Annotated in this window: 21 protein-coding genes; 19 read left to right on the top strand and 2 right to left on the bottom strand. The window is 69.8% G+C overall.

The genetic code is table 11. The annotated features are described in order from the left end of the window. The first annotated feature begins 12 nt into the window (after positions 1-12). The 3 genes from POL67_RS03165 to POL67_RS03155 are packed head-to-tail and all read left to right on the top strand — an operon-like array spanning position 13 to position 5,128. Positions 13-2,523 carry a S1 family peptidase gene (locus tag POL67_RS03165; protein WP_271915478.1) on the top strand — a complete coding sequence of 837 codons (2,511 nt, stop codon included), beginning with the start codon at positions 13-15 and terminating at the stop codon, positions 2,521-2,523. Positions 2,524-2,544: 21 nt separating this feature from the next. Continuing rightward, complete coding sequence (locus POL67_RS03160; protein ID WP_271915476.1) at positions 2,545-4,644, top strand: caspase family protein; 2,100 nt, start codon at positions 2,545-2,547, stop codon at positions 4,642-4,644. Positions 4,645-4,681: 37 nt separating this feature from the next. Continuing rightward, the gene (locus POL67_RS03155; RefSeq protein ID WP_271915474.1) at positions 4,682-5,128 is read left to right on the top strand and encodes a CoA-binding protein; all 447 of its coding nucleotides are present in this window, start codon (positions 4,682-4,684) and stop codon (positions 5,126-5,128) included. A 10-nt stretch (positions 5,129-5,138) separates the two neighbouring features. On the opposite strand, the gene POL67_RS03150 is transcribed toward POL67_RS03155, so the two are convergent. Then, a complete protein-coding gene (locus POL67_RS03150) occupies positions 5,139-5,954 on the bottom strand; it encodes a glutathione peroxidase (RefSeq protein ID WP_271915471.1) in 816 nt (271 codons plus the stop codon). Positions 5,955-6,043: 89 nt separating this feature from the next. Between POL67_RS03150 and POL67_RS03145 the strand changes: the two genes are divergently transcribed. The 6 genes from POL67_RS03145 (at position 6,044) to ftsH (ending at position 15,208) form a co-directional block, all read left to right on the top strand. After that, positions 6,044-8,782 (top strand): serine/threonine-protein kinase, encoded by a 2,739-nt coding sequence (locus tag POL67_RS03145; RefSeq protein ID WP_271915470.1) that lies wholly within the window; start codon positions 6,044-6,046, stop codon positions 8,780-8,782. Positions 8,783-8,794: 12 nt separating this feature from the next. After that, complete coding sequence (locus POL67_RS03140) at positions 8,795-10,192, top strand: sigma 54-interacting transcriptional regulator (RefSeq protein WP_271915468.1); 1,398 nt, start codon at positions 8,795-8,797, stop codon at positions 10,190-10,192. Between the two features lie 197 nt (positions 10,193-10,389). Beyond that, positions 10,390-10,935, top strand: a complete 546-nt coding sequence (locus tag POL67_RS03135; protein WP_271915467.1) for an AgmX/PglI C-terminal domain-containing protein — start codon at positions 10,390-10,392, stop codon at positions 10,933-10,935. Between the two features lie 48 nt (positions 10,936-10,983). After that, positions 10,984-12,834: an FG-GAP repeat domain-containing protein gene (locus POL67_RS03130; protein ID WP_271915464.1), complete on the top strand. Its 1,851-nt coding sequence runs from the start codon at positions 10,984-10,986 to the stop codon at positions 12,832-12,834. 49 nt (positions 12,835-12,883) lie between these two features. Further along, complete coding sequence (locus POL67_RS03125; protein ID WP_271915463.1) at positions 12,884-13,198, top strand: hypothetical protein; 315 nt, start codon at positions 12,884-12,886, stop codon at positions 13,196-13,198. 108 nt (positions 13,199-13,306) lie between these two features. Then, positions 13,307-15,208: an ATP-dependent zinc metalloprotease FtsH gene (ftsH, locus tag POL67_RS03120; protein ID WP_271915462.1), complete on the top strand. Its 1,902-nt coding sequence runs from the start codon at positions 13,307-13,309 to the stop codon at positions 15,206-15,208. Here the strand turns inward: ftsH and POL67_RS03115 are convergent. Continuing rightward, positions 15,103-15,573: a hypothetical protein gene (locus POL67_RS03115; RefSeq protein WP_271915460.1), complete on the bottom strand. Its 471-nt coding sequence runs from the start codon at positions 15,571-15,573 to the stop codon at positions 15,103-15,105. The two genes, ftsH and POL67_RS03115, sit on opposite strands and share 106 nt — an antisense overlap. Positions 15,574-15,766: 193 nt before the next feature. On the opposite strand from POL67_RS03115, the gene POL67_RS03110 reads away from it, so the two are divergent. From POL67_RS03110 to POL67_RS03065, 10 genes are all read left to right on the top strand, one after another. After that, positions 15,767-16,531, top strand: a complete 765-nt coding sequence (locus tag POL67_RS03110; RefSeq protein ID WP_271915459.1) for a class I SAM-dependent methyltransferase — start codon at positions 15,767-15,769, stop codon at positions 16,529-16,531. 132 nt (positions 16,532-16,663) lie between these two features. Next, positions 16,664-17,158, top strand: coding sequence for a chemotaxis protein CheW (locus tag POL67_RS03105; RefSeq protein WP_271915457.1), 495 nt, complete (start codon positions 16,664-16,666; stop codon positions 17,156-17,158). After that, positions 17,155-18,654: a CheR family methyltransferase gene (locus POL67_RS03100; RefSeq protein ID WP_271915455.1), complete on the top strand. Its 1,500-nt coding sequence runs from the start codon at positions 17,155-17,157 to the stop codon at positions 18,652-18,654. The genes POL67_RS03105 and POL67_RS03100 overlap by 4 nt, the downstream gene beginning before the upstream one ends. Before the next feature lie 27 nt (positions 18,655-18,681). Beyond that, positions 18,682-20,160, top strand: coding sequence for a CHASE3 domain-containing protein (locus POL67_RS03095; protein WP_271915453.1), 1,479 nt, complete (start codon positions 18,682-18,684; stop codon positions 20,158-20,160). Positions 20,161-20,356: 196 nt separating this feature from the next. Continuing rightward, a complete protein-coding gene (locus POL67_RS03090; RefSeq protein WP_271915451.1) occupies positions 20,357-20,947 on the top strand; it encodes a chemotaxis protein CheW in 591 nt (196 codons plus the stop codon). Positions 20,948-20,969: 22 nt separating this feature from the next. Next, positions 20,970-23,045, top strand: coding sequence for a hybrid sensor histidine kinase/response regulator (locus tag POL67_RS03085; RefSeq protein WP_271915449.1), 2,076 nt, complete (start codon positions 20,970-20,972; stop codon positions 23,043-23,045). Further along, on the top strand, positions 23,042-24,202 hold the full coding sequence (cheB, locus tag POL67_RS03080) for a chemotaxis-specific protein-glutamate methyltransferase CheB (RefSeq protein ID WP_271915447.1): 1,161 nt from the start codon (positions 23,042-23,044) through the stop codon (positions 24,200-24,202). Before POL67_RS03085 ends, cheB begins: the two co-directional genes overlap by 4 nt. Positions 24,203-24,231: 29 nt before the next feature. Continuing rightward, positions 24,232-25,326 carry a response regulator gene (locus POL67_RS03075; RefSeq protein ID WP_271915445.1) on the top strand — a complete coding sequence of 365 codons (1,095 nt, stop codon included), beginning with the start codon at positions 24,232-24,234 and terminating at the stop codon, positions 25,324-25,326. Between the two features lie 28 nt (positions 25,327-25,354). Next, on the top strand, positions 25,355-25,687 hold the full coding sequence (locus POL67_RS03070; protein WP_271915443.1) for a hypothetical protein: 333 nt from the start codon (positions 25,355-25,357) through the stop codon (positions 25,685-25,687). After that, positions 25,611-26,432 (top strand): Smr/MutS family protein, encoded by an 822-nt coding sequence (locus POL67_RS03065; RefSeq protein WP_271915442.1) that lies wholly within the window; start codon positions 25,611-25,613, stop codon positions 26,430-26,432. Before POL67_RS03070 ends, POL67_RS03065 begins: the two co-directional genes overlap by 77 nt. The last annotated feature ends 103 nt before the right edge of the window (positions 26,433-26,535 follow it).

The raw sequence follows: 26,535 nt of genomic DNA, 5'->3' as shown, positions 1-26,535 counted from the left end.
CGGAGGAGACACATGGGCAAGCGATGGTTCGGCACGGTGGACGGGTCCTCGGGGTACATCGCGGCGGTGATCCTCGGCCCCCTCGTCGCGGCGTGCAGCGGCGCGGCGCCCGCCCCTCCGCCCGATCCCGCGAGCGCGAAGAGCGATCCGGCCCCCGCCGCGAAGGCCACGAACGCCGAGAAGCCGAAGGCCCAGGCGCCGAGCACCGCGCGTGTCCCGAGCCGCGGCATGCTCGACCTCTTGCGCCGCGCCGAACTTCTGCCGAGCCCCGACGCCGCCAGCACGAAAAGCGCACTCGCGTCCTTGCCCGAGGGCGGCAAAGGCGACGTGCGCGAGAACTACCGCGCCGTCGCGCCGGCCACCGTCATCATCCGGACGCCCACGGGCCTCGGCACCGGCGTGATCGTCGGCCCCACCGGCTGGATCCTCACGAACAACCACGTCATCGAGAGCGGCGAGCGCGAGGACTTCCGCATCAAGGTCTCGGTCGAGCTCGGCAAGCTCGACAAATCGGGCGCCATGGAGCGCACGAACAAACCGGTCACGGCCTGGGTGCACAAGGCCGATCCGATGCGCGACCTCGCGATCATCAAGCTCGAAGGCAACCACAAAGACCTGCCCTTCATCCGCCCGGCCGCGAAGGATCCGGCCCCCGGCGAGCCTGTCGCGAGCCTCGGCCACGCCGGCTCGGGCCTCGTATGGGCGATCAAGGACGGCGAGGTCGCGGCCGTCGGCAAGCTCGCCACGCACCTCTCGCAGCTCGTCTCGCTCGAGTGCACCGTCCGCGAATCCGCGGGCGACGACGCCTGCCCCAAGCGCAAGCAAGAGATGTTCGAGGGCCTGAAGAAGGTGTTAGAGCACGACAAACCTCTCATGGTCGTGCAATCCACCTGCCCGAACTGGCCGGGCGACAGCGGCGGCCCGCTCGTCAATCGCGGGAGCGAGCTCGTCGGGCTGAACAGCTTCGGTTACGGCAACAGCGAGTACCGCGCGACGTTCCACGTGCACGTCTCGGAGATCCGCTCGTTCCTCTCGGAGATCCCGGTCCAGCCTGCGGACGTCCTGCCCGACCCGTGGTTCGACGGCGGCGAGGAGGCGACGATCGAGGACGCGGATCTCGACGGCCGCTACGACGTCCTGCGCACCGAGGGCCGCTCGGCCATGGCGCGGTTTTACGACCTCGACCAGAGCACGATCGGCGAAGGCGCGGGCAAACCCGACGTCGGCGCGCTCTACGGCAAGCGCAGCTTCGACGCGGAGGTCATCTACCTGGCCACGCCGGGCGGCAGCTTCGCCTGGTACGACACTGACGACGACGGCCGTTACGACGTGGTGCTTCACGACGAACGCGGCTCGGGCCGCGTGACCCACGGCTACCGCATCGGCAAGAACGGCAAGCTCGGCCGGGACGACGCCCTCGGCTCGGGCGGGCCCCTGATCCAGCCGGATCTCGTGGCGCAGAGCGCGGAGCGGAGCGCGCTCGCGCGGCTCGGATCGATCACGCTCGGCGCGTCGATGGTCGAGGCGCGCGGTGGCGAGCTCGCGGAAAACCTCCCGAGCCCGTTGCTCGGCGGCGGCCGCGAGGTCGCGATCGAGGACATGGACGGCGACGGCCGCACGGACACGCTGGTCACGCGCTCGGTCTACAGCCATGGGTTCGTCTTCGACGTCGATCAGGGCACGCTCGGCGAGGTGCACAAGAACGACGCGGCGCAGGCGCTCCTGGAGAAGCAGGCGGTGGACGCCGAGGCCACGATGATCGCGCAGGGCTCGCGGCTTTGGGTCTATTACGATCGAAACGACGACGGCAAATTCGATTTCCTCACGTACACGAGCCGTGTCGGCACGGGCGTCGCGCTCGAAGCGTACCGGCTTGGCGAGGACGGCCGGAAGGAGCCCGCGCCCGAGCACGTGGGCCGCAAGATGCTGCGCCCGCACCTGCTCGACAATGGCACGCTCGCGGCGCGGCTCGGCCGCGTGGCGACGCGCGCCATTCCCTCGACGACCTCGGCGATCGCCGACGACGCGCTCGACTCGTTCCCGGATCCGCTGCGGCACGGCGGCATTTATTTCAGCTTCAGCGACACCTCGCGGTGGAGCACGGCGTTCGGCCCGAAGACGGGCTGGGACAAAGCGGTGATCGTCTCGGCGGGCATGACGTCGACCTCGCTCCTCGTCGACGTCAACAAGGACAGCCCTGCCCCGGGCAAACTCTCGGCGCAGGAAGTGATCTCGGGCGGCAAGTTCAAGCCCGAGTTCGCGTTCCTGCACCGCGACGGCGCCGAGTGGACCTATTACGACACGGACCAGGACGGCCACTACGACCTCGTCCTTTTCACGTCGACGCCCTCCTCAGGCACGGCCGAACGCGCGTATCGCATCGACGCGAAGGGCGTGGTGACGATGGATCCCTCGCTCGCGGGCGGCAAGATGGTGCGGTCTTCGCTCTTCACGAAAAAACCCACGGCGACGCAGTTCAAGAAGGTCGCTGGCGAGTTGTTCCAGGCCCGATCGCTCGAATAGGAACCTCCGAGGAGCTTGGCCATGAGCGTCTCCGGTCCTCTCGCAGGACTCTCGCTGGTATGGGCCGCGGACGGCGTTCGCCCCGAGGGCGCGACGCTCTGGCTCGATCGAAAGGCCGCAGCGGGGCATGATTCGCTCTCGCTCCTCGTCTTTCGCGATGAGGCCCCCTTCGCCGCCTCGGGGGCCGCGCTCGAAGGCGCCACGATCGCGATTCGCTCGTTCCCGCACCTCGACGAGGTCTGGTCCCTTTACCTGCTCGCGTGCAAGCGGCGCGGCGAGGCGCTCCCGCCCGCGTGGGAGGCGATGTGCCGATATGCGGGCGACGTGCGGCAGGGCCTCTGGCCGGACCGTGTCCCGCCCGAGCACGCGGTGCAGGCGGTGTACCTCGCGCTCGCGCAGCACCATTTGCTCGAAGACCCGCCCCGGCGGGAGACCTTTCTCGACGACGCGCTCGCGTTTTGCGCGATCATCGGAAAAAAACTCGCCGCGGGCGCGCGCCTCTACGACGACGACCTCGTCGCGGGCGAGGCGCGCCTCGAACGGTTCGTCGCGTTGCTCACGCAGGACCACAAGCTCTACGAAGAGGACCTCGGGCGGAGCCTCGGTTTCATGGCCGAATTGCCGGGCTCGACGAGCTCCGGCGGCGCTGCGCGGACGCTCCCGCTCCTCTGCATTCAGCGGCCCGTCTCGACGCAATTCAAGCTGTGGGCGAGGACCGACGTCCGCGCGCCGGGCGGTCGGGGATATCCGCTCCTGCTCGTCGAGCAGGACAAGAAGATGATCGTCCTCAGCGCCGACCCCGCGAGCCGCGCGAAGGTCGGGCTCCTGGCGAAGGCGCTCGGGGAGCGGGAGAATCGGGCGCGCGCGAATCAAGGGAAAGAGGCGGCGGCGTGGTACGACGGCAAGGACCACGGCGGCACGCTCGCTGCCGCGCCACGTGAGGGGACGGCGCTCTCGTTCGAAGAGGTCGTTGCCTGCCTCGAAAAGGAGTTGCGGCTCCGGCCCATTCGACAGGGCAAGGGGCGCGGCCGTCTCGTCGCGGCGGGCGCGCTCGCGGCAGCGGCGCTCGCCGGAGCGATCGGGCTCGGTTTTTTCCTGCGCACCCCGGGCAAACCTGCGCCGATCGCCGACGCGCGGCCCGCTCCGGTGTCGGACGACGACACGACCGAGGCAAACGCCCCCGCGAAGGAGGGCCGTCCGCGGGGCAGCAAGGGGGATCCGCTGCCCGCGGCGGAGGTGATCAGCCTCATCGCCAAAAACGACGGCCCTCGCTCGATCGAGCCTTATGCGCTCATCGCGGGCGTGTGCGGCTACGAGGGCGAACACGCCTTGCATTCGCCCTGCCGCGACGCGCGGGCGATGCGGGATCTCCTCATCGAAAAATATGGCTACAAGCGCGCGAACATCATCTACCTCGTCGACCAGCCCGCGCCGGGCGACAAGGCGGACGGCGCGCCCACGGCCGAGGGCCTCAAGCTCGCCGTGGAAAAGTTCCGGGCGCGGTTCGGCGACAAGGAGGACAGCTCGTTCCTCTTTTATTACTCGGGCCACGGCGGCTACATCAAAGGCGCGCGCCAGGATTACGGCGTGCTTCAGCCCGCGGAGTTCTTCGGCAAACGCGCGCACCTGCCGAGCTCGCACAAGGGCTGGGACATGCAGGATCTCGTGAGCGACATTCGCAAAGGCGTGCCCTCGAAGCACGTGATGCTCCTGCTCGATTGCTGCTACAGCGGGTGGGCCGTCGGCGCGAAGGGCGACGACGAGCTCGAAACGCACCTCGGTTCTTTGTGGAAAGAGCGCGCCGAGGTCGTCTTGACCGCAGGCAGCAAGGGCCAGCGGGCGTGGGAGGACGACCCGGACGAGCGGGCGTGGGCCTGGGGCGGGCATTCGGCGATGACGGCGTTCGTCCTCGAAGGGCTCTCCGTCGCGGCCGCGGGGACGGCGGCGGCCGATACGAACCAGGATCACGTGGTGACGGACGAGGAGCTCGCGAAATTCGTCAAGGAGCGCGTGCCTCGCTCGGTGCAGGACAAGAAGGACGCCAAGCAGACGCCGACCCTCTTCCGCTTCGACGCGAGCCTGCCGAAGAGCGGCCAATTCCTGTTCGTCCCCAAGCCCTGACGTGCAAACGCCCGAACCCGTGGTTAGGCTCCGCCGCATGGCCAACGCCGAACCGAAGGGTCGCATCGTCACGGACAGCCGGCGCATCGCAGAGATCGCCCGCGGCGCCAAGCGGGTCGCCGTCCTCGGCATCAAGACCGAACAGCAATCCGATCAGCCCGCATTCTACGTGCCCGCGTATCTCCAGGGCGCGGGCGTCGAGGTCGTCCCCGTCCCCGTGTATTACCCCGACGTCACGCGTATCCTCGGCCAGCCCGTGTATCGGCGCCTCGCGGACGTGCCGGGCGAGATCGACATCCTCGACGTCTTCCGGCGCCCGAGCGACCTCCCGCCGCACGTGGACGACATTCTCGCGATGCGCCCGAAGGCCGTCTGGTTCCAGTCGGGCATCCGCAACGACGAAGTGGCCACGCGCCTCGCCGCCGCGGGGATCGAGGTCGTGCAGGACCGTTGCTTGATGGTCGAGCACCGGCACGCGCGCTGAAGCGATTCGGTTATTTGGCGAGCTCGGCCTGGATGGCCTGGACGATGGGGTTCGTGTCGAAGCTGTCGTTCGGGTTCTGCGGATCGTCGCCGGGATAGGTCGACGAGGTCCACTGCGCCACGAGCTTTCCGTCCTTCGAGATCAGGTACTTGTGGAAGTTCCACAACGGCTCGATCGTGGACGCGGGGCCGGGGTTCGGCTGCGCGAGCATCCATTGCCACACGGGCTGCGGCACCTCCGGCCCGGCGCCGTCCGGATCCTTCACGTGGCCGATCGCGAATTGCTTGAAGCTCAAATGATAGCTGTCGATGCACCCGCCGATCTGCTCGTCCGAGCCTCCTTGGTTGCCGAAATCGTTGCTCAAAAAGCCGAGCACGTGGAACGCCTGGCCGCTGAACTTCTCCGCCAAGGCCTGGAGGCCCGCATATTGGGGTGTGTAGCCACAAGCGGCCGCGGTGTTGACGATGAGCACGACCTCCCCGCGGTACTTGCAAAGCGGCACCGGTTCGAGGTCGTTCACGTCGTAGGACTCGACCGAATGCTCGTAGAGGCTGCCCGGCTCGGCGGGCGGGTCGCATACGAAGCCCATCGCTCCGCCGGCGCCGCCGGATCCCACGCTCGCCGAAGAGCTCGCCACCGCGCCGACGCTCGACGAGGACGAGGCGACCGTCGTCGTCCCCGCATTCCCGCCCGATCCCGGGCCCGCCACGCCTCCCGCGCCGCCTTCGCCGCCCGTGCTCTCCCCGCCACCCGAAGAGCACGCGAATGCGCCGAGCGTGAAGGCCACGGCGACGCACCACCGCTTCCCATCCTCCAAGATAACCATCGTGAACGCCTCTCCGCGGCCCGAGGCCGCCGGCAAAAGATTCGGCGAGTCTACCAAAAAGATACCTCGGACCGGAGACCTTGTGCAGAATGCGGCGTCGTCGAGTCGTGATGCTCCCCGAGAACACGGTCTTCGCCGGACGTTACCGGATCGTACGTCGAATCGCGGCAGGCGGCATGGGCGAGGTCTACGAGGCGCGGCACCTCGAAACCGAGCGGCCCTCGGCGCTCAAGGTGATGCTGCCGCACGTCGCCGAGAGCGCCGCGCTGCGCGAGAGGTTCCGGCTCGAAGCGCGCGCCGCCGCGCTCGTCGAGAGCGCGCACGTCGTCGAGGTGCTCGACGCGGGCGTCGACGAGGCGACGGAGAGCCCGTTCCTCGTGATGGAGCTGCTCCGCGGCGAGGACCTCGGCCGCAGGAAAGCGCGGCTCGGGTCGCTGCCGCCCGAGGAGGTCGCGACATGGATCACGCAGACCGCGCGCGGGCTCGACGCGCTGCACGCCGCGTCGATCGTGCATCGTGATCTGAAGCCGTCGAACCTGTTCGTCGCGGAGCGCGCGGGCGAGGCGCGCATCAAGCTGCTCGATCTCGGCGTCGTGAAGCGCGTGGCCGAGACGGCGGGCTCGACCGCGGCCGTGGGGACGCCGTTCTACATGGCGCCCGAGCAGCTCCGGAACGGCAAGGTCGGTCCTCCGACGGACGTGTATGCGCTCGGCATGGTCGCGTATTCGCTGCTCGTCGGGCGCGAGTACTGGGCCGACGAGGCGAAGGCCTCGGAGAGCACGCTCTCGTTCGCGCTGACGACGCTCGACGGGCCAAAGGAGCCCGCCTCTGCGCGCGCGGCGCAGGCCGGGATCTCGCTGCCCGCCGCGTTCGACGCGTGGTTCGCGCAGGCGACGGCGAAGGAGGCCGAGGATCGTTTCCCGAGCGCGGGCACGGCCGCCGAGGCGCTCGCGCGCGCGCTCGACGTGAAGGCCGAGAGCCCGACGCGCGCGGCCCCGGAAGCGCCCCGGCGCGAGGCCTCACCCGAGGCGGAGACGAGGCCCGCGCTCGCGCCCGCGGAGCCGCAGACGCGGACGCTTTCGCTCGGGGGCGAAGAGAAGATTGGCCCGCCAAACCCGAAGGTCCTCCCGGCGAAGGAGGCCGCGGCGATCTCGCAGGCGCCCGCGGACGAACCGTCCACGAAGGGGCGCTCGCTCGGGCGGAAGATCGCGGCGGCGCTCGGGATCGCGGCGCTCGCCATGTGCGGCGTGGTGCTCCTGCGGCAAAAGACCGAGGCCCCCACGCCGCCGCCGAAGCCCGCGCCGCCCGTGATCGTCGCGGCCGTCGAATGCACGGCCGCGACGATCACCGGGCCGGGCGCGACGACCGCGCTCAGCGACGCGCTCGGCAAAGGGGCCTGCGCGCGCCTCGCGGTCGAGCTCGGCGTGGTTTGGAAAAACGAACCCGCCACGCGGCTCGACGTGAACGCGGAGATCGGCGAGAACGCCACGAAGGTCACGCTCGGGATCGCCGGCAAGAAGGCCGAAGGCAAGGGCGCGACGCCAATCGCCGCGACGAACGCCGCGATCCAGGTGCTCCTGCCTGCGTTGACGAGGCCGGCGCCGTCGAAGGCGCACCTCGTGGCGTGGGGCGTTCCGGACGAGGCGAGCGCGTTTCGACTCGAGCGCCTGGTGCGGCGGCGCGCCTTTGGCTTCGCGGCGCAGGATGGCGTCGAGACGGAGGCGCTCGTCCAAACCAATCCGACGTCGGCCGTGGCGCACACCCTGCTCGCGTGTGATCTGCGGAGCCACGCCGATCCGACCCGCGCCACGGCGGCAAAGGAAAAGGCCCTCGGCCGCCTCACGGACGTGCCCAAGGGTCGTGCGAGCGTGCTCGAAGGCCTGCTCCGCACGTACGTGCAGCCCGCGAACGACGACGAGGTTGGGCGGGGAGTGACGCTCTTGATCCAATCCTACGGCGAACTCGCGGAGGACCCGGATTTCGCGGCGCTCTACACGTCGTGTGGGTGCATCGTGACGGATCAGACGTTGCCCATGACGGATTGGCTGGCCAAACGATGGCCCACGCTGGCGCTGCCGATCCTGCGCTGCGCGTTCCCCTGGGCGGACGAGGACGACGCGCGGCTCTCGCGTTTCCTCGGCTGGACGAGCGCGACGCTGCCGGAGCTGCGAGGCCTGTGGGTCGAGACGCTGCTCCGCGCCGGCCGGATCGAGGAGGCACGCGAAGCGGAGGCGATCCGGCGGGCCCTCGGCGTGGAGTCGGCGACGCCCGCGGCGCTCGCGCGGGATCGAGCGCTCATCGCGTTCGCCTCGCTCGACGGGGCGGCGGCGCTCGAGGCCGCGGAGGAGATCCTCGGCGAGCCCGATCCCGAGGCGAACCATGAAGGCGCCACGCTGCGCATCGGCGCGATGCTCCTGTCCGGCCGCGTGGACGATGCGCTCGCGGCGTCGAAGCTCGAAGCGGGTCGCCAGAAGGCGCTGGGACGCGAGAAACAAGCGGAGGCGCTTGCCGAGGAGGAACGCCGGATCCGCCGCTTGCTCGGCCGCGAGAAAGGAGAAACGCGCGCGGAGGGCGAGCGTGGCTCCTTGGAAGCGGCCCTCGCCCTGGAGACACGCGGCTCGAAACAAAAAGCGGAGGACGCGTACCGGGATTGCCTCGTGCAGCCGTGGAACGCGCCCTTCGACGCGATCGCGGCGCGCGTCCGGCTCGCGGAGATCCTCCGCGCGGCGGGCAAGGCGGACGAGGCCCGCTCGCTCGATGCCGTCGTGGACAAGGCCTGGGCCGGGGCGGATCCGGGCCTACGCGACTTCGTTCGCCGCATGAAGTAAAACGGCTCTGCGATGACGAGCAGCGACACGAAGACGCTCTCGCCCACCCGGGACGCGGGCGGCGATCGCGCGGCAATTCGCGCGCCGCTCCTCTTCCTTTGCCTCGAAAGCCACCGCCCGTTCGCCTCCGCCGCGCGCCTCTCGCTCGCGGGCCTCGACGAGATCACCTTCGGCCGCGGCGCCGCGCGATCGTTCGAACGCGTACCACCGCGGCGACTCGCGGTGCGCGTGGACGACGCCTGGATGTCCACGAACCACGCGCGCCTCGGAAAGGTGCTCGGCCGCTTCACGATCGAGGACAGCGGTTCGAAAAACGGCACGCGCGTGAACGGCGAGCCCATCACCCGCGCCGTGCTCGCGGATGGAGATCTGATCGAGCTCGGCCGCACGTTCTTCGTGTTCCGCGAGGGGCTCGAGGTCGCTCCCGACGATCCGCCCGTCGTCGAGGTCTCCTCGGACGGGGCCAAGGCGCCCGGCCTCGCGACGCTCTTGCCCTCGCTCGACCGCGCGTACGAGACGCTGGCGGTGATCGCGCGGGCGACGCTCCCGATCCTCGTGATGGGCGAGACGGGCACGGGCAAGGAGGTGACGGCGCGCGCGATCCACGCGCTCTCGGGGCGGCCGGGGGCGTACGTCGCGGTGAACTGCGGCGCGCTGCCGGAGTCGCTCGTCGAGGCGGAGCTCTTCGGCCATCGGCGCGGCGCGTTCTCGGATGCGAAGGAGGATCGACCGGGCCTCGTGCGCGCGGCCGATCGCGGCACCTTGTTCCTCGACGAGATCGGCGAGCTCCGGCCGCCCGCGCAGGCGGCGCTGCTCCGCGTGCTCGAAGAGCGCGAGGTGCGACCGATCGGGGCGACGTCGCCGGTGAAGGTCGACGTGCGCTTCGTCTCGGCCACGAACCGCGGCCTCGAACGCATGGTGGAGGCCGGCACGTTCCGCGCGGACCTCTTCCACCGGCTCGCGGGCCATCGCATCGAGCTCTTGCCGCTGCGCGAACGTCGCGAGGATCTGTGGCTCGTCGCGGCCTCGCTGATCGAGCGCCACGCGGGGGCCGAGGCGGCGCGCGTGCGGCTGCATCCGTCGGCGGCGCGCGCGATGTTCGAGCATGTGTTTCCGGGCAACGCGCGCGAGCTGGAGAAGGTGCTCGGCGCGGCGCTCGCGCTCGCGGCCGGAGGCGAGGTCACGCTCGACCACCTGCCGCCCTGGGCGCGCGGCGAGGCGCCCGCGGACGAGCCCGCGAGCGCAGCGAACGACGGCGCGGGCGAACCCTTGCGCGAGGAGCTCGTGCGGCTCTTCCGCGAGCACAAGGGCAACGTCTCGGCCGTGGCGCGCGTGATGGGCAAGGCGCGGATGCAGGTGCAGCGCTGGATGAAGCGGTACGGGATCGAGCCGGAGGCGTTCAAGAAGTAGGGGTGCAACGGGTGCAACGGGTGCAACAGGGGGGTGCAACCGGTGCAACCGCCACGCGGCAGCCAGGTGCAGGCGTGTTTCAGGGAGCCAGCCCACGAATCCCTGCGCTGCGGCGCCCTTTTGGGCCTGGCACGCTCGCTGCAATGCCTCCTCGACGAAGCCAACAACAACCCCGGCTGAAATTGATGGAGGTTCCCATGACGACGTTCAAGCACTCGATCCTCTCGCTCGCGATTGGCCTCTTCTCGGCGATGTGCATCGGCGGCTGCGCGGCCGAGGCGGCGGGTATCGACGAGGGGACGACGGCGGACGCGGTCTCCGAGTCCGGCAATGCGAAGAAGAGCGATTATGGTTATGAAATGAAAGACCTCCGCCTCGTCTCGGGCGAGGCCGTGCCCGCGGCGGACGCGGTGACGCCGGATGGACGCGTCGCGCCGGAAGAGGTCCTGCGCCAGGCGAACGCGAAGATCCCCGCGCTCCGGGCCTGTTATGCGGAGGCGCTGAAGAAGGAGCCGGGCCTCAGCGGCAAGGTGATCGTCCGGATGCACGTGGAGGCGAATGGCGCGGTGAGCTCCTCGCGCGTGAGCGGCGGCTCGATCGGCGACGCGGCGCTCGGCACCTGCCTCGCGAAGGAGCTCGGCTCGATCACGCTGCCGGCCGCGACGAAGGGCGTGCTCGAGGTGATCGTTCCGATCGAGCTCGACCCCGCGGATCTCACGAAGAGCGCGCCCGCCGGCGCCTGATACCCGAGCGCTCGACATCGGGGCGCATGCTGGCCTACCCTGCGCCGCATGCGCCCTCGATTCTCAGCTTGTCTCGCTCTTCTTACCCTCACGGGCCTCCCGAGCGCCGCGGCCGCCGCGCCGTACTTCGTCGAAATGACGGCGAACCTCGGCTCCCCGCAGCCCTGCGCCGACACGAAGGAAGGTTGCTACTCCCATTATGTGCTCCTCGTCGACCTCGACGGCGACGACGACCTCGACGCCGTGTTCGCGAACGGCGGCGGGTATTACACGCCCTCCACGACCGCCCCGCTCGCGGCGTACCTCAATGACGGTACGGGCCACTTCACGGAGGTCGGTGGCACCTCGTTCGGGGGTTTTTCCGGGCGCGTGCGGCAAATCGCAGCGGCCGACGTGGACGGCGACGGCGACGTCGACCTCTATGTGCCGGACTCCTACGGCATGCAGCCCGACGCGCTCTTCGTGAACAACGGCCAGACCCCGCCCGTGTTCAAGAACGAAGGGGCGGCGCGCATCGGCACATCGTCGCGCTCGGCCGGCGCGCGGTTCGGCGACTTCGACGGCGACGGGGATCTCGATCTCGTCTCCACGGACTGGGGAGCCGACCCGCCAGGCTCGCCCGGCACCGCGCGGATCTACCTCAACGACGGCGCCGGGTTTTTCCAGGAAAAGGCCGCGGCCGTCCCGCAGAACACCCAGGCCATCGGCACCGGGCCGATCGACGTGGACCTCGTCGACGTGGACGGCGATTTTGATCTCGATTTGCTCCTCGCGAGCCGCCAGGGCGAGTCGCTCTTGTTCCGGAACGACGGCACGGGCACGTTCGTCGACGCGAACGGGGACCTGCCGGATCAGCCCGGCCCGTACGTGTACGGCCCGGACGCGTGTGACATCGACGGCGACGGCGACCTGGATCTCTGGCTCGACAATGGCGCGTCGAACTTGCACGAGCAGCTCCTCGTGAACGACGGAAAAGGCGTCTTCACGGACGAGACGGCAGCGCGGGTCGTGGGAAACATCGGCGCTGACGACAACGAGGTGCAATGCGCGGACATCGACGGGGACGGTGATTTCGACGCGGTGATCGCGTCGCTCTCCGGCAACGAGCGGATCCTCGTGAACGACGGCACGGGCCATTTCTCGCTCCTCGCCAACACATTCCCCACGGTGCATGATCCCACGCTCGGGCTCGATCTCGGCGACGTGAATGGCGACGGGATCCTCGACGCGATCACGGCGCAGGGCGAGGGCTCGGATTATCTCGATCGGCTGTATTTCGGCGTATCGCCGCAGCCGGTTGATACACAGCCGCCGGTGATCCGGGCCATCGAGGCGCTTCCGAGCGGAATGCCGGGCGGCGAGCGGGTCGTGCGTTTCGCGGTGAGCGATGCGTCGACGACGGACACGGGTCCGCGGCTCGCGAAGGCCTTCGTCGAGCTGGAAGACGCGGGCGGCGTGGCGCTCGCGCACTTCATCGGCGGAGACCTGTTCCGGGCGACGTTCGTGGCGCCCGCGGACGCGACGGTCGTGTATCGCGCGTGCGCCGAGGATCGGCGAGGAAACAAGGCGTGCAGCGCGTCGCAGAGCTTCACGACCGGAAGCGGAAGTAGCAGCAGCAGCAGCGGCAGCGGCGGCGCGGGTGGAAACGGCGGCGCAGGCGGCAGCGGCGGCGCAGGCGGTGCGGGCGGCAGCGGCGGCGGAAATGGGGGAATGGGCGGCGCGGGCGGCGGGGACAACCCCGGCCCCGTCATCGACGACGACGGCGGCTGCGGCTGCGGGATCCCCGGGACACAAGGGTCCGATGGACGCGCGCTTGGCCTCGTCGCGCTCGTCTTTGGCTGGCTCCTCCGGCGTGGAATCTCCAGTGACCACCGGAAAGGTTCACACCCAAATCGTTGAAATCGAGCGGCGGGTCGCGCGCGCGGCGCTCTTCTGGTACGCTCGGACCATGAAGAACTTGCTCCTTTCCGCGATCCGCCCGCTCTTCCTGCTCACCTTCCTCGCCGCGGCGCTGCCCGCGTGCCGCACCGACGCCGAGGCCGTCTGCGACTACAAGTGCGAATGCGAGGGCTGTAGCGCCGGGCAGCTCGACGATTGTTATCGCCACACCGACAACGAAGCCATCGAGGCCGACCGCCGCGGCTGCCTCGATTACTGGGACGACCTCCAGGCGTGTGAATACGACACCGGGCGCTGCGGCGGCGCGGATTGGTCGACGAGCTGCAAGAACGAGAAGGAACGCTGGGACAACTGCAGGAAGTGACGCGCGCTCGTCCGCTTCCCCGGATGGCCCTGGCCGCTCCCTGTCCAAGGAAAGCATGGGCGCAAGCGGGTTGCCGGGACACCACGCCGTCTCCATGCCCCCCTCGGAATGCCTGAGGTCAACCCGAAACAACGCGCGTGGAGCTGGCTTTTCTATGCGTTCCTGATCGTCGCGGCGCTCGCGTTTTCAGGTGTCTTCGGGCCCACGGGCGCGCGCACCGTGCCCTACGACGAGGCCGTGCGCCTCGTCCAGCAAGGGCGCGTCGAATCCGCATCGATCACGGCCGAGGACGTCGTCCTCCGGCTGAAGCCGGAAGGCGCGACGCCCGCGGAGCCCACGAAAAAGCCGCCGAACCTCCTGCCCACGTCCCCCGAAAAAGGCGAGGAGGTGCGCACCGGTCGCATCCCGGGCGTCGAACACGAGCCGCTCGTCGACGCCCTGCTCACGCGCAACGTCGCCGTCGACGCGCGGCCCTCGCGCACGCCGTTCTGGGTCATGGCGCTCTGGTGGATCGTCCCGCTCATCGCCATCAACCTCCTGTTTTTCGCGGCGTTCCGACGATCGGCCGGGGGCGGCGTGGGCGGGCCGCTCGGGCTCACCCGCGCGAAGACGCGGCTCTACGACCGCACGGGGCGCGAGCCGGTCCGCTTCTCCGACGTCGCCGGCGTGGACGAGGCCAAGGACGAGCTCGTCGAAGTCGTCGACTTCCTCAAGCACCCGGCGCGCTACCGGGCGCTCGGCGGGCGCATCCCGCGCGGGATCCTTCTCGTCGGGCCGCCGGGGACCGGAAAAACCCTGCTCGCGCGGGCCGTGGCCGGCGAGGCCGAGGTGCCGTTTTTCTCGCTCAACGCGAGCGAGTTCGTGGAGATGTTCGTCGGCCTCGGCGCCGCCCGCGTCCGCGACCTCTTCAACGAGGCCCGGAAAAGCGCGCCGTGTATCGTGTTCATCGACGAGATCGACGCCGTCGGCCGCAGCCGCGGCGGCCTCGGCGCGCTCGCCACCCACGACGAGCGCGAGCAGACCCTCCAGCAGCTCCTCGCCGAGCTCGACGGCTTCGATCCACGCGCCACCGTCATCCTGATGTCCGCGACAAACCGGCCCGAGGTCCTCGACCCCGCGCTGCTCCGGCCCGGTCGTTTCGATCGACAGGTGATCGTCGATCGGCCCGATCTCGCCGGGCGCGAGGCGATCCTCGCCGTGCACGCGCGGCGCCTGCCGCTCGGGAGCGACGTCGACCTCAGCGCGGTCGCGCGACGCACGCCCGGCATGGCCGGCGCGGATCTCGCGAACATCGTGAACGAGGCCGCGCTCGCTGCGGCGCGCAGGAGCGGCACGGAGATCACGCAGGCCGATTTCGAGGACGCGCTCGACCGCGTGCAGCTCGGCCTGCGCCGCCGTGGCCTCATGATGACGCCGGGCGAACGGCGTCGCGTCGCCGTGCACGAGGCGGGACACGCGCTCGTCGCGCTCGCCTTGCCCGAGGCCGATCCCGTGGAGCGGGTGTCGATCGTCGCGCGCGCGGTCTCGCTCGGCGTGACCATCCAGGTCCCGCGCGACGAGCGGCACGTGCTCACCGAGTCCGAACTCGAAACACGCGTGATGGTGCTGCTCGGCGGCCGGGCGGCCGAGGAGCTCTGCCATGGATCCCCGTCGACGGGCGCGCACGACGACCTCGGGCGAGCGACTGCGCTCATGCGGGAGATGATCACGCGCTTCGGCATGAGCCGGCGGCTCGGGCTCCCCGCGCTCACGCGGAACGTGGGCGCGCCGCTGCTCGGTGTGATGCAGGAGGAGCGGATGTGCAGCGACGAGACGGCACGCGAAATCGACGAGGAGGTGCGCGACCGGCTCGCCGAGCTCTTCGGTCGAGCGAGGACCTTGCTCGAAGGCCGGCGCGCGGGCCTTCAGGCGGCGGCGGACGCGCTCGTCGCGCGCGAGACCTTGACGGGGGCCGAGCTCGCGCGCATCGCGGACGAGGCAAACGCGCGCGAACGGCCGGACGCGGCCTGAGCGCGGAGGGCCTGGAGAAGCCCTACGACGCCGAGGGCGAGGAGCGGGTATCCGGCGAGGAAGAAGGCCGAATCGCCGACGAGGAACCCGACGAGCAGCAGCATCAGCACGATGCACACGCCCACCTGCGCTTTGTCGCGGTAGGACAGGCGCGGATCGATGGCCGCGAGACCGACGGCGGCGACGCTCGCCGCGACGGAGCCGATGGAGCCGGCGATCATGACGCCGAGCCCGCCGCGGCCGATGATCACGGCGGCGAGGCCGACCGCCGTGAAGACGCTCGCGAGGATGAGGTCCTTTCGGGGCGAGCTTTGCGTGGCCTGCCCTTCCCGCGCCGATTCCATGCGCTCCATGAACGTCCCCACGGTGCACCTCGCGTGCCCGCCCGGATCGAGCGGTAAAACCAGGGGCCACATCCTCGCGCGCCGCGCGAAAATCGCGAAGAACTCACGCTACGGAAGGCGCGCGGATTGCGTGTCTCGCGCATGATTTGCGTTTCGAATACGGCGCGAGGGCATGATATCGTTACGCAACGAAAGCGCGTTCGAGGAGTTTGCAATGTCGATGCCCGATCATGTCGCGAAGAACCGAGAGTACTGGAACCGAATCGCCGCTGAATATCAGCAGCAGCACGCCGATCAGCTCGGCATCGTGGAGCCGACGTGGGGCGTGTGGGGCATCCCGGAGCGCGAGCTCGGGCTCCTGGGCGACGTCGCGGGCAAGGACGTGCTCGAATTCGGCTGCGGCGGCGCGCAGTGGTCGGTGGCGCTCGCGCGTCGCGGGGCGCGCATGACGGCGCTCGACCTGTCCGACGAGCAGCTCCGCCACGCGCGCGCGCTCGTCGAGCGGGAGGGCGCCTCCGTGACGCTCGTGCAGGGCAGCGCCGAAGCGGTGCCCCTGCCGGACGCGAGCTTCGACCTCGTGTTCTGCGATCACGGGGCGATGACGTTCGCCGACCCGCACAAGGCCGTCCCGGAAGCGGCGCGGCTCCTGCGTCCGGGCGGGATGTTCATCTTCAACATGGCGACGCCGCTGCTCTACCTCGTCATCGACAAGGCCACGGATCGGGTGGTGCCCGCGCTCGTGAACGATTACTTCGGCATGAAGGCGTGGGAGGAGGAGGACGGCTCGACGTCGTTCCAGCTCCCGTACGGCGAGTGGATCCGGCTCTTTCGGCGCTCGGGGTTCGTGGTCGAGGACCTCGTCGAGATCCGGCCGCCGGCGGACGCCAAGACGACGTACGAAGGGTATGCGCCGCTCGAATGGGCGCGGAAGTACCCGGCAGAGCACGTCTGGAAGGTGCGGCGCGAGCCTGCGCGCTGAAACGCCATCACGCCGACACTTCACCAGCCATTCGCGGTTTCACCAGATAGGGCTCGTCGATGCGTTGACGCCGGGGAAACGCCGGAGTTCCGCTTTACAAGCGATGTCTACGCGTGCGATGGAAAGATGACCATGGACGATCCCACGGGTCGACGCAGCTTTTTGCTCGTCCGGGCGCGCTCCTGGATTTGCGCGTTGCCCGCGTCGTCGGTCGTCGAGACGATGCGCCCGCTGGCGATCGACCCCATCGCAAACGCGCCGCGCTTCGTCGTGGGCCTCTCCGTGGTCCGCGGCGAGGTCGTCCCCGTCGTATCGCTCTCGGCCGTTCTCGGAGAAGGCGGCGAGCGGGCGGAGGCGCGGCGGCTCGTGCTGGTGCGCGCGGGGGAGCGGCGAATGGCGCTGCTCGTGGAGGACGTGGTGGGCATCGAGGAGCTCGACGAGGCGCGCCTCGATACACTGCCGCCGCTGCTCGGCGCGGCGCTGCCTGCGGAGGTCGAGCGCCTGGGCGCGCTGGATGGGCGTGCGCTCGCGGTGCTCGACGCCGCACGCCTGCTCCCGGAGGCCGTGTTCTCCTCGCTCCCGAGCGCCGATTCCCTTGCCACCGCCTTGCCACCGCCGCCGAGATGAACGCCCCGCGTGACGCCAAGGGCATCGAGGACCTCATCGAGGCCCGCTTCGGCCTCGCGCCCTCCGGCTTTCAGCGCGACCGCATCGAGATGATCCTCGGCGAAAAACCGGCGCGCAGTGGCGGACCGATCCCGCTCGAACGCCTGGTCGAGGCGGTGACGGTCGGCGAGACCTATTTCTTTCGCGAGCCCATGCAAATCGACGCGCTCGTGCGGCGGGTGCTGACCGAGCGCGCGCTCGTGGGGACGCGGGGGCGGAAGCTCAGGATTCTCTCGGCGGGCTGCTCCTCCGGCGAGGAGCCTTATACGATGGCCATCGCGGCCGACGTGGTCACGCCGGAGCTCTCGCCGCTGCTGTCGATCACGGGGCTCGATGTGAACGGGGCCGCCATCGAAAAGGCCCGGCGGGCGCGGTATTCGTCCTGGGCCCTGCGCGGGGCCTCGCAGCCGATCCGCGATCGGTTTTTCAAGAAAGACGGCGAGACGTTCGTGCTCGATCCGCGCATCCAGAGCCGCGTCGTCTTCGAGGAGGGCAACCTGCTGGAAGTGCTCGCGCGCTTGCCGGAGGCCACGTACGACGTCATTTTTTGTCGCAACGTGCTCATCTATTTCTCGGAGCGCGCGCTCCACCGGGCGCTCGCGGGGTTTGCCCGGGCGCTCCTTCCGGGCGGTTATCTCTTCCTCGGTCACAGCGAGTCGCTTCGCGGGATCTCCGACGATTTCGAGCTCGTCCACGAGAACGACGCATTTTATTACCGCGCGAAGCCCCCGAACGTGTCCCCGGCAGCGACGACGATCGCGCCGCCCGTCCCTCGGCTCTTGCCCGAGCCCCCGATGCGCCCGCCCTTGCCCACGCCCGAGGAAGGGGCATTCGCGTGGGCGGAGGAAATCCAGCGCGCGACGGATCGGATCGCCCGGATTGCGGAGACGCGGGAGGCCGAGGGCGCGGCGAGCGCGCAAAAGGCGCGGGGGGCGGAGGGGCCTTCGGCGCTCACGCGTGTGCTCGACCTGCTCGAAGCGGAGCGGCACGACGACGCGCTCGTCGTGGTGATGGCCGCGGGCCCGGACGCACCGCCGGAGCTCGAGCTGTGCCGGGCGGCCATTTACGGGGAAAAAGGTCGATTGCGGGACGCGGAGCGCACGCTCGGCGCCCTGCTCGCGCGGGGGCAATGCGAGACGGGCGCGCATTACCTGCTCGGGCTCCTGCGCGAGAACGAGCGCGACATCGAGCGGGCGGTGTGGCATTACCGCGAGGCGAAGCGGCGGGATCCTCGTTTCTCGCTGCCGCGCCTGCGGCTCGGCATGGTGTTCCGGCGCGAGGGTCACGGCGCGAGCGCGCGCGTGGAGCTCGAAAAAGCGCTCGAGTTGCTCGAACGCGAGGAACGCGCGAGGATCGTGATGTTCGGTGGGGGGTTTCGCAGGGAAGTGTTGCTCGAGCTGTGCAAGGCCCAGCTCGACGCGCTGGGCGTCCCGAAACGGGATTCGACGCGCGTGTGATCAGCATCGAGGAGGGAGGCGGGGCTCGTGGAGAAGTCTTGGACGGTCGGACAGCAGATCGCAGCGGGGTTTTTGCTCCCGCTCCTCATTCTGATCACGCTCGGCTCGTTTTCGTACCGGAGCACGGAGCGGCTCCTCGCGACGACCGAGGCCGTCACGCACGCGCACGAAGAATTGACCGGTTTGTCGGGCTTCCTCGCGGCGCTCGACGAGACCGAGACGGGCAAACGAGGATTCGTGATCACGGGCCGCGAGGATTTCTTGCAGCCCTATCACACGGGTAAAAAAGGCATCTCCATCGAGCTCCGGCAGCTCGAAGAGCTCTTCAGCGACGACGCGGACCAGAAAGAGCGCCTCAAACAGCTCCGGCCCCTCGTGGAGGAGCGCCTGCGCGAGATCGACGAAACCATCGACGCGCGGAAGAGCCTCGGGTTCGACGCGGCGCTGAAGCTCGTGCTCGAAGGCAACGGCCCGAAGGTGATGGAGCAGATCCGGCGGATCGTGGCCGAGATGAAGAGCCACGAGCAAAAGCTCCTCACCGAGCGGAGCACCGAGGCAAAGCAGGCCGCCGCGTGGCTGAGCCAGATCCTGATCTTCGGCACGCTCGTGGCCGTGTTGATCGTGGCGGGCGTCGCGGTGTTCGTGACCCGCGGCCTCGGGGCGCGGATCGGCGCGGCCGTGCAGCACATCCGGAGCGCGGCGGCGGAGCTCGAAGCGGCCGCGACCCAGCAGGTCCGGGGCGCGAAAGGCCAGGTCTCGGCGGCGACCGAGGTGAGCACGACGGTGCGCGAGCTCGTCACGACCTCGCGTCAGATTTCGGAGAGCGCGCAGCGGGTCACGCAAGTCGCGAGCGAAACGGCGCTGGCCGCGAAGGGCGGGAACCAGACTGTCGAGGGCGCGCAGGACGCGATCGACACGGTGCGACGGCAGGTCGATCAGATCGTCGCGCACATGCTCGATCTCGGGCGCAAATCCCAGGAGATCGGCGGGATCCTCGACATCGTCTCGGAGCTCAGCGAACAGACGAACATCCTCGCGATCAACGCGACGATCGAGGCCGTCGGCGCGGGCGAGTCGGGGCGGCGGTTCGGGGTCGTGGCGGGCGAGATCCGCAAGCTCGCGGATCGCGTGGGGGGTTCGGCGAAGGAGATCCGCCGGCTCATCGAGGAGATCCGGGCCGCGGCGAACACGACGGTGATGGCCACCGAGGACGGAGCGAAGGCCGTGGAGGCCGGGACGCGCCGGTTCGGCGAGGTGGCGCAGAACTTCCGTCGGATCGTCGAGTACGTGGGGTCGACCGCCGAGGCGTCGCGCGAAATCGAGCTCAGCACGAAACAACAAACGAGCGCGATGGAGCAGGTGGCCTCCGCCATTGCGGACGTCGCGCAGACGGCGCGCGAAAGCGAGGCCGGTTCGTCGCAGACATTAAACACCGCGTCGCAGCTCTCGGGGTTGTCCGGGGACCTCGTGCGTCTCATCCGACAACAAGAGGAGCAGGCTGCGTGATCCGGGGGCGAACGTCCCTACACCGTGGGATTGACGCCTACCGGCCGCTCCCATTGCAACCGTCGAAGCGACGGGGCGGGCCCGCGGCGAACGAGGAAAGCAAAAAACGAGCGGGGATGGGCGGGGGTGAGGGGCTGTGCGGGCCCGAGGGCCCGTGGTATCTTCGTGAATCCGTTTCACGGGTCGAGGGGGCTCGATGAACGTTCGGTCGCAAGGACGGGACAAGCCGGGCGATGGGGCGCCGCTTCCCGGAGGCGCCATTGCAGCGGGGCGACACGTGGCGGAGCTGCGCCACGCATTCGACGCCTCGTTCGCCACGCCGCCACGCCACGCCGATCAGTCCGGCGAGCTCGTCCTCGCCATTCAAGCGGGGGGCCAGGGCTACGCGATCCGGCTGTCCGACATCGACGGCGTCCACGAGTGCCGCAAGGTGGTGTCCCTGCCCGGGAGCCCGCCGGGCCTGCTCGGGATCACGGGGATCCGCGGTCGACTCTTCGCCGTGCACGCGCTCGGGGCGCTGCTCGGCCTGCCGATGTGGAACGAAAAGCCGCGCTGGCTCCTGATCGCGGGCGGCGCCGAGCCCGTGGCCCTCGGCGTCGCGTCGATCGAAGCCTGCCTCGAAGTGAGCCCGGCCGATCTCCTGCCCGCCCTTTCGACGAAGGACGGCGAGGGGCACATCCGCGAGATCGTCACGCTCGCCGGGCAAACGCGCGGCGTCCTCGTCCTCGAATCGCTCGTGGCGATCGCAAAGCAGCGGGCCGGAGAGCGCCGCGAGGGGGCGCAATGAGCGCGTCCCGGGAGAATCGGCGATGAACGAGCTCGAGGACTATTTCCGGGCCGAGGCGAACGAAATCGTCGAAGGGCTCACGCGGGACCTGCTCGCGCTGGAGAAAAACCCGACCGATACGTCGATCCTCGCCCGCAGCCTGCGGCTCGCGCACACGCTGAAAGGCGCGGCGCGGGTGGTCCGGCAGACGCGCATCGGCGAGATGGCGCATACCATCGAGGACGCGCTCGCCCCGTTCCGCGACGGCGAGGACACGATCACGAGCGATTACGTGAGCGACCTCCTGCGCATCCTCGAACGGATCCGCGAGGAGACCACGAAGCTCGGGGCGAGGCCCGCGCCCGCCTCCACGGGCGAGGGCAAGGGCGAGAGCACGCCCCCGGCCGCGCCGATCGACGATCGGCTGGAGACCGTGCGCGTCGACATCGCCGACATGGACGCGCTGCTCGAAGGGTTGTCCGAGGCATCCATCCAGATCGGCCCGCTGAACGGTGGCCTCGTCGCGCTGCAGCACGCGCTGCGGCTCGCGAGTCTCTTGCGGGAGGAGCTCGAGCTCGGACAAACCGTCGGCGAGCGCGGACGAGGCACGCGGCTCGGGGCGACGATCGCCGAGATCACGCAGAGCCTGGTCCACGCCGAGCGGGACATCGGCGCGGGGCTCGGGCGGATCGAGCGCGAGCTCGGCGAGGTGCAGTCGCGCGCGGCGACGTTGCGGCTCCTGCCGGTGGGCGCGATCCTGGGCACGCTGGAGCTTTTGGCGCGCGACACGGCCGATGCGCTTGGCAAGAGCGTGAGCTTTTCGGCGCGCGGCGGCGACGTGCGCCTCGAAGGGCACGTGCTCTCGGCGGTGCGTGATGCGCTCCTGCACGTGATCCGCAACGCGGTGGATCACGGCATCGAGGCGATCGAGGAGCGGATCGCCTGGGGCAAGCCGGAGGCGGGCCGCATCCACCTCGACATCGAGCGGCGCGGCCGGCGGGTCGCGTTCCGCTGCAGCGACGACGGGCGCGGGATCGACGTCGCGGCCGTGCGGCAAGCGGCCGAGCGTCGTGGCCTCGCCTCGGGTAGCGAGGAGCTCGACGAGGAGGCCGCGCTCGCCCTCGTGTTCCGCGCGGGGCTCACGACGGCCGCGGAGGTGACGGAGATCTCGGGGCGCGGCGTGGGGCTCGACGTCGTGCGCGAGGTGGCCAGCCGGCTGCGCGGATCGGTGCAGCTCTCGAGCAAGCTCGGCGAGGGCACGACGATCGAGATCGAGGTACCGGTGTCGCTCTCGTCGATCCCGGTGCTGTCGGTGATGTTCGGCGGATCGACGGCGCTCGTGCCGCTCGACGCCGTGCGCGGCACGCGGCGCGTGACCACGGCGGAGCGGCTGCAAGGGCCCGATGGCGAGCGGATCCTGTTCGGCGATCGGGCCGTCCCGTTCACGCCGCTCGGCGAGGTGCTCGCGCCCGAGGGCGAGGGGCACGATCTGCCGCAGGCGTGCTCGGCGGTGATCGTGCAGTCGGGCGAGGCGTGGGTCGCGCTCGGCGTGGATCGGCTGCTCGGCACGATGGACGTCGTGCTGCGGCCGCTGCCGCCGGGCGCGGGATCACCGGCCGCCGTGGCGGGCGCGGCGTTCGACGCGCAAGGCGATCCGATGCTCGTGCTCGATCCCCCTGCGCTCTCGCGAACGGGCGCGCGCAAGGTGGGGACGGCGCCGGCGACCACACGCGCGGCGCCGAAGCGGCTGCCGATCCTGGTCATCGACGACTCGCTCACGACACGCATGCTGGAGCAGAGCATCCTCGAGTCGGCCGGCTACGAGGTGGAGCTCAGCGCGTCGGCCGAGGAGGGCCTGCGCAAGGCGAAGGCGCGCAGGTACGGCCTCTTCATCGTGGATGTCGAGATGCCAGGCATGGACGGCTTCGAGTTCACGGCGACGACGCGCGCGGATCCGGCGCTCCGCGACGTACCCGTCATCATCGTCACTTCGCTCGCCACCTCGAAGGATCGCGAGAAGGGAACCGCTGCGGGAGCCTCGGCGTACATCGTGAAGGGGGAGTTCGACCAGAAGCACTTCGTCGGGAAGGTCGCGGAGCTTCTGGGAGCGGCCTCATGACCAAGACACGCGTGCTCGTCATCGAAGACTCACTCACGGTGCGACGCCGGCTCGTCCAGGCGCTCAGGGCCGATCCTGGCTGCGAGGTGGTCGGCGAGGCCGAAGACGGCGCGCGGGGCATCGCGCTCTGCGAGTCGCTCCGTCCCGACGTGGTCACGCTGGATCTGATCCTGAAGAACGGCACCGGCGTCGAGGTCACCGAGCACATCATGGCGTTTTACCCGACGCCGATCGTGATCGTGTCGGCCTCGTTCAACCGCGGCGACGTGATCAAGACCTACGACGCGCTCCGGGCCGGCGCGCTCGAGGTGATCGAGAAGCCGACGGGCGACGAGCCCGACGAGGACTGGTCACGGCGCTTCGTCGAGACGGTGAAGCTCGCCGCGAAGATCCGGGTGATCACGCATCCGCGGGCCAAGCTGAAGTCGAACCCGGGCTTGCCGCCGGCTCCGCCGCCGAGCCGTTTGCGCGCGCCGCTGCCCGAGCGGCTCCCCGAGCGGCTCCCCGAGCGTTTGCCCGCGCGTGTCCCCGCCGCGCCCTCACCGATGTCGCTCGCCGAGACGGGCATGTCGCCCTCGCTCATCGCGATCGGCGCCTCCACCGGCGGGCCGGGCGCGCTCGTGCAGATCCTGCGTGAGTTGCCCGAGACGTTCCCCCTCTCGGTGTTGCTCGTGATCCACATCGGCCAGCCGTTTGGTCGAGCGTTCGCCGAGTGGCTCGACGGCATGGTGCCGCTCCCCGTCATGGAGGCGAGACACGGCGAGCCGCTGCCTCCGCCGGGCGCAGGGCGCATCTTGATGGCGCCGCCCGAGCGTCACCTCATCGTGCGCGCAGGTAGGCTCTGGCTCGACGACGGCCGCGAGCGGCACTCGTGCAAGCCCTCGGTCGACGTCCTGTTCGAGTCGGTCGCCGCAGAGGTCGGTCGGACGGCGATCGGCTGCCTGCTCACAGGGATGGGCAAGGACGGCGCGCTCGGCCTTCTGGCAATGAAGCGCGCCGGATCGACGACGCTCGTCCAGGACGAGTCCACGTCGGTCGTCTTCGGCATGCCACGGGAGGCCATCCGGCTCGGTGCTGCCAGCCGGATCCTCCCGGTCGGCGACTTCGGGCGCACGCTGCTCGCACTCGGTCGCCCGGTTCGAGGTGGAAACGTGTAAAAGGGTAGTTTGGGGGAAATGGGGGATTGATGAAACCACATGTCCTCGTGGTCGACGACAGCCTCACCGTCCGGATGGATCTCCGCGGCGCCCTCTCGGCCGCGGGCTTCACAGTCACTGCCTGCGAGTCCAAGCGCGAAGCCGAGAAGGCCCTCCGCGAGCGCACCTTCTCGCTCGCCGTGCTCGACGTGATCCTGCCCGACGGGAGCGGCATCGAGCTGCTCGGCGCGATCCGCGCGAGCGCAGAGCTCGCTCGACTTCCGGTCATCCTCCTCTCGACCGAGGCCGAGGTGCGCGACCGCGTGAAGGGGTTGACCACGGGCGCCGACGAGTACGTGGGCAAACCCTACGACATCACCTACCTCGTCCGCCGCGCGCGCGCGCTTTGCGCACGGACGAGCGGCGAGGAGACCGGACCCGTCGCCGCCGCGCGCCGCATCCTCGCCGTCGACGACAGCCCCACGTTCCTCACGGAGCTCGCCTGCAAGCTGCGCGAAGACGGCCACGACGTCGTGCTCGCGCGCTCCGGCGTCGAGGCGCTCGAGCTGCTCGCGGTGCAGTCGGTCGACTGCGTGGTGCTCGACCTCGTGATGCCCGACGTCGACGGCATCGAGACGTTGCGCAGGCTTCGGCGCATGCCCGGCCGCGAGTCCACGCCGACGGTCATGCTCACGGCGAGCGAGGATCCGACCGTCGCGCGGCGCGCCACGGACGCGGGCGCTTCCGAGTTCGTCCACAAGAGCGTGGACCTCGACGCGGTGCGCGCGAAGATCCGCAACCTCCTGCGCAACCGTCGCGCCGCGCAGACCACGACACCCCCCGCGCGCGCGTCGAGCGTCGAGCGATCGCCCGCCTCGCGCCCGAACGGCCCGGTCTCGGAGGGCCCCCTGTTCCCGCGCGTCGTCGCGGCGATGGGGCTCGCGCCCATGCTCGCGCGCAGCGTGCTCACGAAGGCTTGTGCGCGCGCCGGCGTCGACGCGGGCGTGCTCGGCGTCGAGGGCTTGAAGCGTGCTCTGCCGGCCCTCCGCGACTCGCTGCACATGTTCTACCCGGCCGAGGAGGCGCAGCGCCGCGCGCAGATGATCGCGGTGTTGGTCGCGCCCTCGGATCATCCGGCAGCGTGAACGCTGCGCGCCGGCTACGCTCCCGGCCATGACGGGTGCTCCGGACACAAGGCAGCTCTTCGAGCGCATCCTCTCCGTCGTCGAGGCGATGGAGGAAAACCAGCGGCAGAAGGTCCTCTCCCTGGCACGGCGCCTCTTGCCGGGGCTCACGCCGGAAGACATCCGCAATCCTCATGATTTCCCCGACCTCGACGACCCCGACTGGCACTTCGAGGATGGCCAACTGACGGGAATTCAGTCCGTGCGGTTTGCGCTACGGGCGCTCTCGGGTGAAGTTCTCTCTCATGGCGACCAAGGCGCGAGCCGGGCGAACGAGCACCAAGAAGACGCAGAAAAAGCCGAGCAAGCAGGCGGCCGATAGCCCGTTCTTCCGCCCGTTCGCGAAGCTCGCGTCGAAGGGACGCAAGGGAAAACCAGAGAAGGGCACGAAGGTCGACAAGGCCGAGAAGCCCGAAAAATCTGCGTCCTCAAACAAATCGGAAGGCGGGACGAAGAAGCAGCCGTCGCAACGTGTACCTGTACAGTCGACGGACGAGCCGGCGGAGCCGCAGGTGCAGCCGAGCGACGCCGAGACCTTCGCGATGTACATGGCGGGCGTGCGCACGCTCGAGGATCGCAAGGCGCGCGTCCCTCGCTCGTCCACGCCGATCGAGCCGAAATCCAAGGCTCCGCGCGAGGTGAAGGACCTCGATGCCGACGCGCGTCACAGGCTGCACTCCCTCGTCGCCGAGGGCGTCCGCTTCGAAGTCACCGACGACGGCGAGCGCATCGAAGGGCGCCGGATCGACGTGGATCCGCGCGAGGTGCGCCGCCTTCGACGCGGTGCGTATACCGTCGATGGTCGGCTCGATTTGCATGGCATGAACGCTGGCGAGGCGCGTCGTGAGGTGGAGAAGTTCGTGCGCAAGCGTCGCGCGGACGGAGAGCGTGTCGTGGCTCTGATCCACGGTCGGGGGAACCACTCGCCGCGAGGAATCGGCGTGCTGCGCGGCGAAATCGCAGCGTGGTTGAGCCAGGGTCCGGCCGCCCACCATGTGGCCGCGTTCGCGTCGGCGCCCGAGGAGGAGGGCGGCACGGGAGTCGTACTGGCGCTCTTGGCACGATGACGGGATCGGGCTACTTCCTCTCTCGCACTCCCCCTCGCTGCGGACGTCGGACGCGGGGGTTAGGGCAACGAAGGAAGCTCAGAACGACGATTCTCCGAAGGAG

This window comes from Polyangium mundeleinium, assembly GCF_028369105.1.
In the GTDB taxonomy this organism is placed as follows: domain Bacteria; phylum Myxococcota_A; class Polyangia; order Polyangiales; family Polyangiaceae; genus Polyangium; species Polyangium mundeleinium.
The sequence above is the reverse complement of the archived record's forward strand: the minus strand, read 5'-3'. Positions and strand labels throughout refer to the sequence as shown.

Coding starts and splice junctions, on each gene's coding strand:
- POL67_RS03165 (WP_271915478.1), top strand. CDS start 13: ATGGGCAAGCGATGGTTCGGCACGGTGGACGGGTCCTCGGGGTACATC.
- POL67_RS03160 (WP_271915476.1), top strand. CDS start 2,545: ATGAGCGTCTCCGGTCCTCTCGCAGGACTCTCGCTGGTATGGGCCGCG.
- POL67_RS03155 (WP_271915474.1), top strand. CDS start 4,682: ATGGCCAACGCCGAACCGAAGGGTCGCATCGTCACGGACAGCCGGCGC.
- POL67_RS03150 (WP_271915471.1), bottom strand. CDS start 5,954: ATGGTTATCTTGGAGGATGGGAAGCGGTGGTGCGTCGCCGTGGCCTTC.
- POL67_RS03145 (WP_271915470.1), top strand. CDS start 6,044: ATGCGGCGTCGTCGAGTCGTGATGCTCCCCGAGAACACGGTCTTCGCC.
- POL67_RS03140 (WP_271915468.1), top strand. CDS start 8,795: ATGACGAGCAGCGACACGAAGACGCTCTCGCCCACCCGGGACGCGGGC.
- POL67_RS03135 (WP_271915467.1), top strand. CDS start 10,390: ATGACGACGTTCAAGCACTCGATCCTCTCGCTCGCGATTGGCCTCTTC.
- POL67_RS03130 (WP_271915464.1), top strand. CDS start 10,984: ATGCGCCCTCGATTCTCAGCTTGTCTCGCTCTTCTTACCCTCACGGGC.
- POL67_RS03125 (WP_271915463.1), top strand. CDS start 12,884: ATGAAGAACTTGCTCCTTTCCGCGATCCGCCCGCTCTTCCTGCTCACC.
- ftsH (WP_271915462.1), top strand. CDS start 13,307: ATGCCTGAGGTCAACCCGAAACAACGCGCGTGGAGCTGGCTTTTCTAT.
- POL67_RS03110 (WP_271915459.1), top strand. CDS start 15,767: ATGTCGATGCCCGATCATGTCGCGAAGAACCGAGAGTACTGGAACCGA.
- POL67_RS03105 (WP_271915457.1), top strand. CDS start 16,664: ATGGACGATCCCACGGGTCGACGCAGCTTTTTGCTCGTCCGGGCGCGC.
- POL67_RS03100 (WP_271915455.1), top strand. CDS start 17,155: ATGAACGCCCCGCGTGACGCCAAGGGCATCGAGGACCTCATCGAGGCC.
- POL67_RS03090 (WP_271915451.1), top strand. CDS start 20,357: ATGAACGTTCGGTCGCAAGGACGGGACAAGCCGGGCGATGGGGCGCCG.
- POL67_RS03085 (WP_271915449.1), top strand. CDS start 20,970: ATGAACGAGCTCGAGGACTATTTCCGGGCCGAGGCGAACGAAATCGTC.
- cheB (WP_271915447.1), top strand. CDS start 23,042: ATGACCAAGACACGCGTGCTCGTCATCGAAGACTCACTCACGGTGCGA.
- POL67_RS03075 (WP_271915445.1), top strand. CDS start 24,232: ATGAAACCACATGTCCTCGTGGTCGACGACAGCCTCACCGTCCGGATG.
- POL67_RS03070 (WP_271915443.1), top strand. CDS start 25,355: ATGACGGGTGCTCCGGACACAAGGCAGCTCTTCGAGCGCATCCTCTCC.
- POL67_RS03065 (WP_271915442.1), top strand. CDS start 25,611: ATGGCGACCAAGGCGCGAGCCGGGCGAACGAGCACCAAGAAGACGCAG.